Source organism: Oleiphilus messinensis (genome assembly GCF_002162375.1).
GTDB lineage: Bacteria > Pseudomonadota > Gammaproteobacteria > Pseudomonadales > Oleiphilaceae > Oleiphilus > Oleiphilus messinensis.
In genome coordinates this window covers 4,083,884-4,098,069 of sequence record NZ_CP021425.1, presented here as the reverse complement: position 1 = coordinate 4,098,069, position 14,186 = coordinate 4,083,884, and the positions used below count along the sequence as shown (strand labels likewise).

At 46.9% G+C, this 14,186-nt stretch carries 10 protein-coding genes; 2 read left to right on the top strand and 8 right to left on the bottom strand.

Annotated elements, in window-relative coordinates; genetic code table 11:
- Positions 1-14: 14 nt before the first annotated feature.
- Positions 15-929 carry an ROK family protein gene (locus OLMES_RS17795; RefSeq protein WP_087462499.1) on the bottom strand — a complete coding sequence of 305 codons (915 nt, stop codon included), beginning with the start codon at positions 927-929 and terminating at the stop codon, positions 15-17.
- Positions 930-1,129: 200 nt separating this feature from the next.
- On the opposite strand from OLMES_RS17795, the gene OLMES_RS17790 reads away from it, so the two are divergent.
- A complete protein-coding gene (locus tag OLMES_RS17790) occupies positions 1,130-3,160 on the top strand; it encodes a methyl-accepting chemotaxis protein (RefSeq protein ID WP_087462498.1) in 2,031 nt (676 codons plus the stop codon).
- 107 nt (positions 3,161-3,267) lie between these two features.
- On the opposite strand, the gene OLMES_RS17785 is transcribed toward OLMES_RS17790, so the two are convergent.
- The 4 genes from OLMES_RS17785 to OLMES_RS29040 all read right to left on the bottom strand — a co-directional run bounded on the left by OLMES_RS17785 (position 3,268) and on the right by OLMES_RS29040 (position 6,150).
- Positions 3,268-3,636 (bottom strand): response regulator, encoded by a 369-nt coding sequence (locus tag OLMES_RS17785; RefSeq protein ID WP_087462497.1) that lies wholly within the window; start codon positions 3,634-3,636, stop codon positions 3,268-3,270.
- An 86-nt stretch (positions 3,637-3,722) separates the two neighbouring features.
- Positions 3,723-4,694 carry a chemotaxis protein CheX gene (locus OLMES_RS17780; protein WP_087462496.1) on the bottom strand — a complete coding sequence of 324 codons (972 nt, stop codon included), beginning with the start codon at positions 4,692-4,694 and terminating at the stop codon, positions 3,723-3,725.
- 48 nt (positions 4,695-4,742) lie between these two features.
- Complete coding sequence (locus OLMES_RS17775) at positions 4,743-5,315, bottom strand: hypothetical protein (RefSeq protein ID WP_087462495.1); 573 nt, start codon at positions 5,313-5,315, stop codon at positions 4,743-4,745.
- A 79-nt stretch (positions 5,316-5,394) separates the two neighbouring features.
- Positions 5,395-6,150 carry a methyl-accepting chemotaxis protein gene (locus OLMES_RS29040; RefSeq protein WP_408635099.1) on the bottom strand — a complete coding sequence of 252 codons (756 nt, stop codon included), beginning with the start codon at positions 6,148-6,150 and terminating at the stop codon, positions 5,395-5,397.
- A 304-nt stretch (positions 6,151-6,454) separates the two neighbouring features.
- Between OLMES_RS29040 and OLMES_RS17765 the strand changes: the two genes are divergently transcribed.
- The gene (locus OLMES_RS17765; protein WP_087462494.1) at positions 6,455-9,607 is read left to right on the top strand and encodes a GAF domain-containing protein; all 3,153 of its coding nucleotides are present in this window, start codon (positions 6,455-6,457) and stop codon (positions 9,605-9,607) included.
- Positions 9,608-9,670: 63 nt separating this feature from the next.
- Here OLMES_RS17765 and OLMES_RS17760 read toward each other — a convergent pair whose 3' ends face one another.
- The 3 genes from OLMES_RS17760 to OLMES_RS17750 all read right to left on the bottom strand — a co-directional run bounded on the left by OLMES_RS17760 (position 9,671) and on the right by OLMES_RS17750 (position 14,074).
- Complete coding sequence (locus tag OLMES_RS17760; RefSeq protein WP_087462493.1) at positions 9,671-10,222, bottom strand: cob(I)yrinic acid a,c-diamide adenosyltransferase; 552 nt, start codon at positions 10,220-10,222, stop codon at positions 9,671-9,673.
- A gap of 71 nt (positions 10,223-10,293) precedes the next feature.
- Positions 10,294-11,199 (bottom strand): ketopantoate reductase family protein, encoded by a 906-nt coding sequence (locus OLMES_RS17755; RefSeq protein ID WP_157678366.1) that lies wholly within the window; start codon positions 11,197-11,199, stop codon positions 10,294-10,296.
- A gap of 112 nt (positions 11,200-11,311) precedes the next feature.
- Positions 11,312-14,074: a valine--tRNA ligase gene (locus tag OLMES_RS17750; RefSeq protein WP_087462491.1), complete on the bottom strand. Its 2,763-nt coding sequence runs from the start codon at positions 14,072-14,074 to the stop codon at positions 11,312-11,314.
- Positions 14,075-14,186 lie beyond the last annotated feature (112 nt).

The window sequence follows — 14,186 nt, the reverse complement described above, 5'->3', positions numbered from 1 at the left end:
TTGAGTTTAATTTATTAATTGACTTTGCCGGCCATACCTAACCAGGCTGCGCCACGGACACCACTTGAATCGCCATACCGGTTGGGCAGTAACTTTGTGTTCAGGCTGTCAGAGAAAACGAATCTCTGTAACTGTTCGGGTACCTCATCATAAAGTTTTTGGATGTTGGATAGCCCACCGCCCAAGACGATGACTTCCGGGTCGAGAATGTTAATTACACTGGCCAAGGCTTTTGCAAGGCGATGACAATAAGCCTCCAAAACTTGTTGAGCTTCAGCGTTTCCCGAGGTCGCGAGTGCGGCAATTACCTGCGCCTCAGTGGGAGATGTCTGAGCCGTGAGACCTTGATATTGATGTTCCAGTGCGGGACCACTCAAATAGGTTTCGATGCAAGCCGATTTACCGCAGTAGCAGGCTCTTGCTGGTAAATCGAGGTGAGTGGGCCAGGGGAGTGGATTATGTCCCCACTCGCCACAAATGCGGTTTGGGCCGTCCAATATCGTGTTGTTGATGACGATCCCTCCACCGACCCCGGTTCCCAGAATCACGCCAAAAACGGATTGAGCGCCCGAGCCCGCACCATCGATTGCTTCCGAGAGCGTGAAGCAGTCCGCATCGTTAGCTATTTTGACAGGCCTATGCAGCAATGCTTCAAGGTCTCGATCCAGCGGATGGCCAATCAGAACAGTGGAATTTGCGTTCTTCACGTTCCCGTGATCGGGAGATAATGTACCGGGAATACCGATACCGATTGTGCAGTCTGCTGACAGCTCGAGTTCAGCTTCGCGGACCAGTCTGGTGAGTTGCTGTAATACCTGCTGATAACTTTTTTTGTCAGTCGCTTCCCGTTTTCGGTAAACTTCTTGTTTCTGGGAGCTGAGGACAATAATCTCGGTTTTTGTTCCACCCAGATCAATACCAATATGCATAATGGGGAAATGTCCCGGTTAATGAGGCGTATTGTAGAATAATCAACTAGATTTACTTTACAAGGTTCTAAACTTAAAGAAATCATAATAATTAAAGTTAAAACGTTAAAAAAGCTACAACGATAAAAAAAGCATAGAGATGCGATTAATACTCCAAGGGGTTGGAGTGTTCTATTAATCAACAACTGCTGGAGGGGTGAGTGAAACAGTTTCTGTTGCCAGCGATCTTATTAATGAATCGGCTGCGTTATGTTTACAAGTTCGCGCTGATAAGTGTTCTATTTCTAATCCCGATTGTATGGTTGGGTCAACAGCTTGCTAGTGAATTGACGGGCTCCATTTCCCGGATTGAAGCGGAGCGAGACGGCTTGAAATTCTATCGCTTGTCGGTGGAGTTATATCAGCAGGCGCAACGCTATCGCGATTACCGGTCCATTTTCAAGCAGAGAGCCATACCGGAAATTGGTGCGCAGACGCAAAAGGCGAAGGATCAAATCGACCTGCTTTTTGAGCAACTACAGGGATTTAAAGTCGGATATGATCGAGACGGTGATTTGCGAAAAGCATTGGCTGATACCGACACCGCCTGGAAAAAAATTGTCGCTGATGATGTTTTTCAGGAAAATATTGATTCCCAATACGTCTACTACAATGAATTTGTAACGCGTGTACTGTCGCTCATGTCTACTGCGGCTCAAGTTTCAGGAATTGCACAGGATCCTTCGAAAGAGATCCAGGCCATTCTCGCATTTGCCCAAAAGGGCACTGTCGATGTAACAGATGAGATGGGCAAGGCTCGCAGCATTGGAATATTTGCGTTAAGGGAAGGCCAGGTTAATTATACGATGAGTGACAGCCTCAATGGTATTTTTGATCGCTTGTCGAGCCTCCAAACAATGGTATCACCCTTGATTGAATTATCCATGAATGCCAGTGCCTCCATGCGCACCAATTTGAGCTCGAAAGCGAATGGCATCAAAGGAAGTATTATTGCCGTGCGCGATAGTTTGGATAGTCACGTGATTACCCCCGTGTCCTTGAGCTTCCCGCCATCTGAATTCGATTCGTTAATATCCCAAAATATTGATTCTTATTTTGGTTTTACCGATGAAGCGCTTGGTTTGGCGGATACCACCCTGCAGCGTAACCTTGATGAAGCTCAAGGTTTTTTGCTGACCATGATCGTAAGTCAATTGATTTTGCTGGGTATTATTGTTTATTTGTACATGGGTTTTTTTGTTTCTATTCGAAATACGATTGAATCATTCAGCCTGGGTGCGCAGCAGGTCGCCGAAGGTGACATGACATTTAGGCTTGCTTCTGATTCACGTGATGAAATGGGTGGGCTGACTGACGAATTTAATAAAATGACGATGCGAATGCATGAATTGATCCAGGTGGTGCGTTCTACAGCTGCTGATGTCGATCTACAGTCTTCCCGGGTCACCGATACGGCAGTGTCCAACAAAAATGCGATAGAAGAACAAATGCAGGAAACCCGTCAGATTTCTGAAGCGATGACGCAAATGACTGACACTGTTACGGAGGTGGCGGCCAGTTCGCAACAGGCTTCGGATGCCGCGCAACAGGCGGAGGCAGAGGCTGAAAAGGGGCGTCAGGTGGTTGATCAAACACGGGAAACCATAAACCGGCTTGCTCGAGAGATTGATGACTCTGCTGAAACCATAAACAGGGTGAATCAGGACTCACAAAATATCAGCCAGGTTTTAGTCGAGATCCGTGCAATTGCGGAGCAGACCAATCTCCTGGCGTTGAACGCCGCGATTGAGGCTGCCCGTGCCGGGGAGCAGGGCCGAGGTTTTGCGGTTGTCGCAGATGAGGTTAGAACACTTTCCCAGCGAACTCAAAAATCCACTGAGGAAATTGAATCGATGATTGACCGGCTGCAATCCGGGGTAAACCAGGCGGTTCAATCAATGCAACATAGCCATACCACAACTAATGCTACGGTGGAGCAGTCCAAAAATGTAACCCTGGCTCTGGATAATATCGTCAAGAGTATTGCGACCATCGTGGATATGAGTCACCAGATCGCACAAGCTGCTGAAGAGCAAGGAGCAGTGGCTAAAAATATCGAGAGCAATGTGCACCATATCGTGGAAGTAGGCCATAAAACGGCGGAAAACGCTCAGGATACTTTTGATTCCAGCCGGAAAATGTCTGAGCTGACGGCATCATTGCAAAAAATAATTGAGGCGTTCAAAGTATAACGTTTTCGGGCAGACGCAAAATGCCGTATCTTTGAATTTTCCAGCCTGAGCTTTGCGTTCAGGCTGGTATCCGAGCTTGAATTATCGGGTGGGCAGGTGATCCAGTTTTAGGCACCGACCAGTTTTTTGATGCTGCCCACGACGTTGTCACCTTTGAACGGTTTTACGATCCAGCCTTTCACCCCGGCGGCTTTACCGCGCTCTTTCATGCGTGGATCGCTTTCTGTTGTCAGCATGATAATGTTTACCGCACTGTTATTCAGTTCGCCGCGGACTTTTTCAGCCATGGTCAGGCCATCCATATTTGGCATATTCACGTCCGAGATGATCAGTTTTACTTGAGGGTCTCGTTTCAGTTTATCGAGCCCATCTTTGCCATCGACAGCAACTTCTACGGTCAAGCCATTGTTCTTGAGGAAAGTGCTTACTTCGTTTCTAACCGTTGCGGAATCATCAACTACCAATATTTGTGCCATAGTCTAACTCTTGTATTTATCTGTTGTTTTTGGTGCTAGTTGGAGTTTAGTTGTTATTAAAGCATTCTGCATGTTTACATGTGTCTTTAGAAAAATTCCAACTCGCCGCTTTCAACGAAATTATCAACCGCTGCATCGCTTTCGCTGAATTTGTCAGGCGACCAGCTAAGATTGAAAATAAGTCGTTGATAAATCGTGATGTCCGGGGCTTCTTTTACTTTGTCTTTCAGAGTGTATTTGAAACAGAGCTGGGGCTCTGTGGAACCGAAAGAAATAAACTTGTTCAAGTGGTCAACAATGATCGGAACCTGAGTACGATGGCTTTCATCGACGCTTTCCTGGGTTGAAAAATAGCGTGATTTAATACCGCCCCAGATCATGTTGGTGAGTTCGTTAAGCACCGCATTCGCGTCAGAAAAGTCGGGCTCCTGAGAGATGATCCCGGTATGAGCTGCCCTGATGGTTTCGACAATTTCCTGTTCCGTCACTTGTAGCATCATGTAGCCACGACACCAGTTGCTTTCAAGCGGGATAAGGCTGAATAGCTCACCGAAAATGATTTGGTCTTTGACCAGGTAGGGCAGGTCACAGTCCACTTCAATGTTTTGAATCATATTCTGAAAAGCTTCGGTGGATATTTCCTGGATACCCTGCGCAAGTTCGATTGGATAATACATGCTGCAGATGTATTCATCTACGAGACCTTGTAATTTCCCGGGGTTTCCGAGCTGGTATGCTCCAGCAATGGCTTTTTGATAATCTGTGGGTAAATCATCCAGGTTCTCACTTGAATCTCTGCGCAAGAAAATGGGCAGTTCCGGACGTACCCGATGAATCAGCTTGGCTAATTCCTGGCCGCTCGAACCTTTTGCATCTAACCCTTCGTACAAAAATATTGCTCCCAGGTCGACATTTGACTTCAAAATATCGTTGATGTTTTGAGACGTGTCTTTCAGTCCGACGAGGTTATTTTGATTACAAACAGTTTTAATGGTTTCGAGTGCTGTTGCGTCAAATTCATGAACCAATACCTTGCTGACTATTTTTGTTGTTTGCACTTTTTTTCACCTATTTTGTACATCTCGGTTGTATCTGTACGCACTGCTCTAGAACAGCTCCAATTCTCCGGAGTCCACGTCATCTTCCTGAGCAGCAAAAGTGCTGTGTGGTATTTGGTAATCAAGCTCCCCGTCTGCGCAGAGGTAGACACTCGCGTGCAGTATCGCGGTACCATCAAGTAATGCGCTTGCATGCGCTTCCATTTGAGTTTCAAAAGCTGTTAAATATTTGATGCATTCAGAATTGAGTTTATTTGGCGTTGACATACCCAGGCTGGGAACAACTTTACCCAGGTCTCGTTTCATCGCGCCACAAAAGGCGTTGCCGATTTCACCGATGCAGTCATAAAATTTATCTTGGTCAATTGCGTTATTGCCAGCGTTGATAAATTCCGCAACGAATTGTTCACTTTCCGTATCGGGCGTGAAATGCAATAGTACAAAGACCCGAAAACGTTGGGCTGAAATCGTGAGCACGAAGAACTCTTGCGTTAAGCAGGCATTAGGATCACCTTCCTCTTTGATGGTCCACCGGCTTTGTTCGATGCCTTGGGCCAGGGCTTCCTGATATCCCCGCATGAACATGTTTTTGAGTTCTCGTTTAAAATCTTCGCTGACCATGAATCTGTAGTTATCTCTGTACGCCGAGTGGACTGATATTTGTTGTTACTAAATGTGGTTCCTAATCCGGTCGTCCGGCTCACAACCGGTTCATCATGTCCCGAACCACAGCATTGGTGCTGGAAACATCCGTTACGATCATCTTGCCGCCGGCCTGAATATCCTGGAAGGTGGCGGTTGTCAGTAAGTCATTTTTGTTCAGGTTTTCTTTGTAACTTTCGCTGAGTTCCTGACTTCTCATTGCCAGATTCCGGACTTCATCTGCCACCACCGCGAATCCTCGGCCATGTTCCCCGGCTCGGGCTGCTTCAATGGCTGCATTTAGCGCCAGGATGACGATCTGTTTGACAATATTGAAGAACTCCTGGTTCTGTTTGTGCATCTCTGCGTTGTGATCCATGAGTTGCGTCAGGCTCTCGTGCCATCGTTCAAAGGTTGCCAGTAATTTGCTTAAGTCCTCAAGCTCACTTTCGACCTGTTTAAGCCGATCATTCAAGTACTGTTTTAGCGAGTGGTTTTCGCTCTCGATATCGGCTAGTTTTTGCTGATATTCCCGTTCCTGATCTCTGCTCTCGCTGTCAATCCGTTGCTGCTGCGACCGAAGTTTGTTTTCCAGCTCCCGGATTGCCGCTTTCAATTGTTCCCGTTCTTCCTGGTGTTGCCCCTTCTCGTAATTGACATCAGATATGGGGATGCTGTCTTTCAGACGCGCTTCATAGTCCTGAGTTTTGTTATGCAGTTCATTTTCGAGTGCTTTAGTGCGTTTAAACAGCATTAGTGCCACAACGCCCACAACAGCGAAGAGTGCTAAAAAGATCAGTGATGTAATTTCCATACTCATATTTCGTTATTTACTGCCCCGGCGAGATCAATTATGCGGTCTGACCAATACATTTTTTGTTTGATCGCGAGCATGTTTTTATTAATTTAAGGGAAAATAACCGCCACTTAATATTGGTGCTACCTTAAATGATACTAGCAGCGATTTCTGAATTTACACACAATATGGGGTAAAAATGAAGAGATGGGGTCTGTTGATATTGTGCTCAATGTAAATCCTTGAACATAGTAGGCAACATTTTGATTGGTGGGCTAAAGTGTAGTGATAAACATAACAATACTGGGATCGAATTGAGATTATGCTTCAGTTGAGTTTTAACCAAAAAGTTGGTTTAGGTTTCTTTATTATTATCTTCCTGCTCTTGATATCCGGTCTGTCATCACTGTGGAACTTGCATGATATCGATAACTCGACGACCAGGGTGAATGATACGGCCGTACCCGTTGTAAAAGAGAGTAATCGAGTTCAGATTCAATTATTGAAGCTGGCTAAGCTAAGTTCTCTCGCTTATAACGCCACAAGTCAAACTGATATTTTGAAATACCAGAAAGACTTTGAGGTTATTGCTGAACGGTTTGAGGGCATGCAGAAGAGTTTGAGTGATTTAACCCGGTCAAATGCGATCATGGGTAAGGAATTCAAATCCGTTCAGGAACATTACCGCTTGTACGCAGAGGCGGTTCGCAACATGTTTCAAGCCAAACTCAATGTTCTGCAGGCTAAAGACAATGCAGAAAAAAACGTCGGCGAATTGATGAATCGGGTCGATGATGTCGGCGGTGCGTTGTTGGAGATTGCTTACTATCGAGTATCGGATGAGAAACTGCAAGAAGACATGGAGTTGGTTGCCGGTTTTGCAAATGGTGCGGATGCCCAGTTGCTGGGGGTGATCAAAACGCTTGAAGAAGTACGTATTTCTACAGACTTAGCTCGCCTGGAACAGGCGCGCGATGATTTCAATTTTGTATTTAATGACTCCAGAAATCAGCTGGAGAGTGGAGCTCGTGTCTTTAGGCCTTTTGATGAGGAAGGCATGCTTGATTACACCTACGAGACGTATGATGCACTCAGAGCCGGGCTGGATGCCAAGCCTAATGTGGTGGATTTCAAAATCCGTCAGCTTGAAGAAGCCGAAGTGGCAAAACAACAATTGATTAACGCCGATAATGAAGTGAGTACTGCAATTGCCGGACTCGACAACTTATTGGACGCTGCTGATACGCAGTTCAATACGCTACAAAATGATGTGTTTGCGAGTCTGGATTTCGGTTTTAAAAGTTCGATCGGAATGTTGATTGTTTTAATCGTCCTGGCGGCACAAAACTTCAATTCGATGCGCCAGGCTATTCGCAAGAAAATGATCGATTTGGCCAAGTTAAATGACATAGGTCGTTCATTGGCAGCCGCTCGAGATCAAAACAGCGCGCTCGAAGAAGTGCTTCAAAGCATGCACGAAAAAATTGGTGTTGATCGTGGTTCGGTGTATCTCCTTAATGAAGACCAGCAATTGGAGGTACGTGCTTACTTTCCGCCGAAAATTGTCGACCCAACGATTAAACCTGCGAAGTTCACCATTGGCCAGGGGGTTCTCGGTCAAGTGGCGGAAAGTAAAAAAGTTGTCTTTGTGCCTAATACCGCGAAAGATAAAAACTTTGTGTCCGATAAAAAGCAATCCGGTCAGGCTCTCCTGTGTGTTCCATTAGTGGATAAAGATGTATTAATCGGGGTTATCAATCTCTCTGGTGATGTCAAGAAGGTGGCGTTTGCAGACAGTGATTATGAGTTTGTATCTTCAGTTGCTCGTTCGTTGGTTACGACCATCAAAAATATTCGTATGCGTGAAGTGATCGAGGAACACAACCGAAACCTGGAGCAAAAAGTTCAGGAGCGAACGGCAGCCTTGCATCAAAAGAATCAGGATATCGCAAATATGATGGCCAATATGCATCAGGGCCTGTTTACGATTACTGCGGGAGGTCAAATCCATCCAGAATATGCGGCCTATCTCGAAACGATATTTGAAACCAAGCGGATTGCCGGGCGAAATTTTGCGGATTTGCTATTCAGTAATACGACGCTGGGTGCGGACTCCGTAGACCAGAATATCACCGCAGTTGATGCTATTGTGGGTGAGGATGAGATGATGTACGACTTTAATTCTCATTGTCTGGTGAACGAGATGGTTATTACCTTTGAAGAGGGGCGTCAGAAAATTCTGGAGCTGGATTGGGATCCGATCACCACGGATGAAGTAATTGAGAAGTTGATGGTCACGGTTCGAGATGTTACCGAATTGAAAGCACTGGAGGCGGAAGCGGAAGAACAAAAACGTGAACTGGCGATTATCGGGGAGATCCTTGCTGTCGATGCGCGGAAGTTTAATGACTTTGTCAATGCTTCCGAAGACTTTGTCGGCCAGTGTCGAACGCTTATTTCAGATACACAAGCGAAGGACAAGGACATCATTGCTCTGTTATTCAGAAATATGCACACGGTGAAGGGCAATGCGCGTACCTATGGGCTGAAGTTGATCACTGATGTGGTTCACAATGTCGAGCAGACCTATGATGAACTGCGGAAAAATGAAGAGATGGAGTGGCAGCCGAGTCGACTGCTGCAGGAGCTTGAGGGTGCGGATCAGGTTATTTCGAAATACGCTCATGTTTTCCGTGACAAGTTGGGGCGTGATAGTTCTCCGTCTGAGAGTGGCGTGTTACTGGATGCATCAAAAGTGTCTGGATGGTTGGCAAATGTTAAGACTCTCTCCGCCGTTGATATGCAGCCTCAAGTCAAACAAGTTGTATCTGACGCGTTTGATCTTCTGATTTCCATGGATGCTGAACCATTGAGCCGTGTCATACAGGATGTGGTGGCATCTGTTCAATCGTTAGCCGTGCAGTTGGATAAAGCCGAGCCTAAAACCGTCATCGAAGACGGTGGGATTTTTATTCACCGTGAAGCACATGGTTTCCTGAACAACATATTTATGCATGTGTTCCGTAACGCGATCGATCATGGTATTGAAGGTGAAACTGAGCGTTTGGAGAAAGGCAAGCCTGCGTTCGGTACAATCAGTCTGGATACAGTGTTAGGTGATGGCTTTGCCGAGTTCGCTGTGCAAGATGATGGCCGGGGTATAGCGATCTCTAAGATTTATAACATGGCTGTGGAGAAAGGTATTTACGTTGCAGATGCAGAGCGTCCAGATGCAGTCGAGATTGCCAACTTGATTTTCCACTCCGGGTTCTCCACTGCGGAAGAAGTAACCGATGTTTCAGGGCGTGGAGTTGGGATGGATGCAGTGAAAGGGTTCCTTGAAAAAGAGGGGGGAAGCATTGAGGTTGTGCTTGAAGCCGGTAATGAAACGGATGATTTCAGGGCCTTCTCTACTCGCATCAGGTTACCTGATAAATTCTTTGTCCAGGCTCCGGAGTTTTCTCGTACAGCCTGAAATCGAGCCCCGAAAAGACTTCTTTCTTTTAGGGGCTGTATCTCGTTTGAGAGAGGCAGATGGTCAGCGGCGATAGGGCTGCCAAAGAATTTCCCGGTCACCGTGTTCCAGGCAGACTGTGCGTGCCAGAACAAAAAGATAGTCTGAAAGCCGGTTGATGTATTTCAGCATTGCAGGATTGAGTGGTTCCTGTTTTTGTAATGAAACCAGAGTTCGTTCTGCTCTCCGGCAAATGCTGCGGGCCATATGGGTGTGAGCCGAGCACAGATTCCCACCGGGAAGGATAAAGTTTTCCAGTGGTTTAAGTTGATTGTTTAAATGATCAAGAGCATTTTCCAAATCCTCAACCATTTCCTCGCACATTACTTTTCTTTCCGGGTAGGCTAACTCACCACCCAAATCGAATAGACGTTGTTGTATTTCCTGTAATATCGGGGTATGTGAACTCACCCCTGAAAGTAGTTCGACAACTACACCGATGCAGCTGGAAACTTCATCAATGGTTCCTATCGCGTCTATGCGCAGGCTGTCTTTATCAACTCGAGAGCCGTCTGCAAGCCCGGTGGTACCGGTGTCACCTGTTTTTGTGTATATTTTGGTTAGTCTATTGCCCATAGCAGATTTTTCCGTTGGCTAGGATGGGAAGTTGAAGGATTCTGTGATTGACACCTGACTGTAATGTGGGATTAATTCAGCTGCCGAACACGTTGAGTGAGGTATTCATTGGTGGGCATTTTAAAGCCTTGGTGTTTTGCCCAATCTACCACAAAGCCGTTAATGAAGTCGATTTCTGTGCGTCGCTTTGCACGTGCATCCTGCAACATCGACGATTTATTTTGTGCTGTACTTCGGGCGATGGCGATAATCTTTGTCTTAATCTGGTCTGCATTGGTCTTGATACCATTTTGCGACATTAGCACTGCAAGCTCCGCACACAGAGGATTGATAAGGCTGAGAAATAAATCCTGATCTAAAATTTCACCGTTACTGCAATTTAAAAGCACAGTAAAAGGATTTATTCCACAATTGATGCAGAGTTTCCACCATAACTTCTCAGCAATCACGGAACTCCAATGACTAGCCAGACCCGCGTGATTAAAAAGCGATATGAGGGAATTATCGGGTACCAAATTGGGGGCATTCAGGTGGCCAACCCAGGTCTCGCCCTGAGCTGCATGAACAATGTGGTTTTTGCCGGGGCGGTTGGCACCCTCCGTGGTGGATGCACAATAAATTCGATGTCCCGGGAATCGCGCTTCAGTTTTTTGTTGACTGCCCATACCGTTTTGAAATAACACAATGCGGGTATTTTCATTAATCTGGTCTCGAACAGATTCCAGCGCCGATTGTGTGTCATAACTTTTTGTGGTGACGAGTAGGGTATTGAATGGCTCATTGCTATTGAGTTCAGCGATCGGGATTGACAGGTTCTGCACGCCCGTTTGATCTTCGAACAGAATGGGCAAGAAGCTCATTGTTTTGGTTGGTGTCCGCGGGATAACCGAAACGGAAGTGACTTTGCTCAGTTTGGCAGCCCAGAGCAAGCCAATCGCACCCGGACCCAGAATGTGAACATGAGGTATTTTTTCCATGCTGTGTTTTAAGCAGTAACAAGGTGTCAGGTATGGCTGGCTTCCAGCCATACCTGTATTGTGGAGCAGTTAGTCAGAACAGCAAGTTGGTGGCTGTACTGAAGTTATCTGATTAAATTTGCTTGATCTTCTCCAGCTGATCATTCAGTTTTCCGAATGTGAGTTCTGCTTCCGCCAGTTTAGTCTTTTCCTTTTCAACAACATCTGCAGGGGCTTTACTCATGAACTTCTCATTGTTGAGTTTGCCGCTGAGACGCTGTAGTTCTTTTTGAACCTTCTCAATCTCTTTGTTCAGGCGAGCGGTCTCTGCTGCGGTATCAATCAGGCCCGCCATCGGTACCAGTAGTTCCAGGTCGCCCACGAGTTGTGTGGCAGACATGGGGGCCTCGCCCTCGGTTAGCCATTCTATCGATTCCAGTTTTGCCAGCGAGGACAGGAATTTCTGGTTTTCTTGCAGGCGTCGTTGATCTGTCGCATCTCCGTTTTTCATAATGAGAGGGATCGGTTTTGCCGGAGAAATATCCATTTCACCTCGAATATTCCGAACCGCGAGAATCACCTGACGCACCCAGTTTAAATCCGCCACGGCATGCGCATCGATTTTGCTCTCATCCGCAACCGGGTAAGGCTGGAGCATAATCGTTTCGCCTTGAACACCAGCAAGTGGCGCAATTCGTTGCCATATTTCTTCCGTGATGTAAGGCATCATCGGGTGCGCGAGACGGAGCACAGTTTCCAATACACGCACTAATGTCCGGCGCGTACCGCGTTGGATTTCCGGGGATGCTGATTTATCCCACAGTACCGGTTTTGACAGCTCCAGATACCAGTCACAGTATTCGTTCCAGATGAACTCGTAAATGGCCTGAGAGGCAAGGTCAAACCGGTATAGACCATAGGCTTTTGCGACCTCTTGTTCTGTTTCCTGCAGGCGGGATATGATCCATCGCTCTGCAAGGCCCAACTCAACGGGCTCATTATTTACGCCACAATCCTGATCTTCTGTGTTCATCAACACATAACGCGCTGCATTCCAGATTTTGTTACAGAAGTTGCGGTAGCCCTCAATTCGGCCGACATCAAATTTGATATCGCGGCCGGTCGATGCCAGTGAGCAGAAGGTAAACCGCAACGAGTCTGTACCATACGCCGAAATGCCTTCGGGAAAGTGCTTCCGAGTTTGCGCTTCAATTTGTTTGGTCAGGTGGGGTTGCATCATGTTGCCGGTCCGTTTCTCAACCAATGTATCGAGCCTGATACCGCTGATCAGATCAAGCGGGTCAAGAACGTTACCTTTGGATTTGGACATTTTCTGTCCTTCCGCATCCCGAACGAGGCCATGAACGTAGACTTGCTTGAAGGGTACCTGCCCGGTAAATTTCAGGGTCATCATGATCATTCGAGCGACCCAGAAAAAGATAATGTCGAATCCGGTTACCAGTACGTCAGTGGGATGGAATGTTTTCAGCTCCGGTGTCTCCTCAGGCCAGCCCAGGGTCGAGAAGGTCCACAGTGCAGAGGAAAACCAAGTGTCGAGAACATCTTCATCCTGAGTTAAAGGGAGATCCTCAGCCAGGTTGTATTTTTTGCGCACTTCGTCTTCACTGGCCGCAACATAAATGTTTCCCTGGGCATCATACCAGGCGGGAATACGATGTCCCCACCATAGCTGTCTGGAGATACACCAGTCCTGAATGTCTCGCATCCACGCAAAATAGGTGTTTTCCCATTGTTTGGGCACGAATTCGATATCGCCATTTTCAACTGCTTTGATCGCCGGTTCAGCCAGAGGCGCAACTTTTACATACCATTGATCGGTCAGGTAGGGCTCAATAACCACGCCAGAACGGTCGCCGCGAGGCACTTTCAGAGTGTGGGGTTCAATTTTTTCCAGCAAGCCAAGCGTTTCGAGGTCTTTAACGATTTGTTCCCGGGCTTCAAAGCGATCCATGCCCCGATAGTTTGGCGGTGTGTTGTCATTCAGGTGCGCATCATTGGTAAAGATGTTGATCATGGGCAGGTTGTGTCGTTTGCCCATTTCATAGTCATTGAAGTCGTGAGCGGGCGTGATTTTTACACAGCCAGTGCCAAACTCCTGATCTACATAATCATCTGCGATAATAGGAATTTTGCGGTCAGTGAGCGGCAAGGCTACTTCTTTGCCGATCAAGTGCTTATATCGCTCATCTTCCGGGTGAACCGCCACAGCTGTATCGCCGAGCATGGTTTCCGGGCGGGTGGTTGCAACAACCAGATGGGTTGTGCCGTCAGTCAGTGGGTACTTGAAATGCCAAAGAGAGCCTTTTTCTTCTTCCGAAATGACTTCCAGGTCGGATATCGCAGTATGTAATTTCGGGTCCCAGTTGACCAATCGTTGCCCGCGATAAATCAACCCCTCATCATGGAGTCGTATGAACACTTCCTGTACCGCTTTGGACAGGCCTTCATCCATCGTAAACCGTTCACGTGTCCAGTCCACAGAAGCCCCCATCCGGCGCAGCTGTGTGGTAATTGTGCCTCCGGACTCCGCTTTCCATTCCCATACTTTTTCAAGGAATTTTTCGCGACCCAGTTCGTGCCGGTTTGTACCGTGTGCAAGTAATTGTCGTTCTACAACCATCTGTGTGGCAATGCCCGCGTGGTCAGTACCCACTTGCCAAAGGGTGTTGTGTCCTTTCATGCGGTGGTAGCGCACCAGGGTGTCCATGATGGTATCCTGGAACGCGTGTCCCATGTGCAGGCTACCTGTGACATTCGGTGGAGGTATCATAATGCAGTATGAATCGCCTTCTCCGCTGGGCGCGAAGTAACCTTTTTCTTCCCAGGTTTGATACCAGGAACGTTCAATCTCATGGGGTTGGTAGGTTTTTTCCATAGTGCTATGTAGGACCCGTTGGCTGTATGTTGGTAGAAGAGTTTAGTTATATGAATAATGATTAAAATCGCTGAACTGGGCATTATAGCGTTCGAAGGCGCGCTTCGGTAGG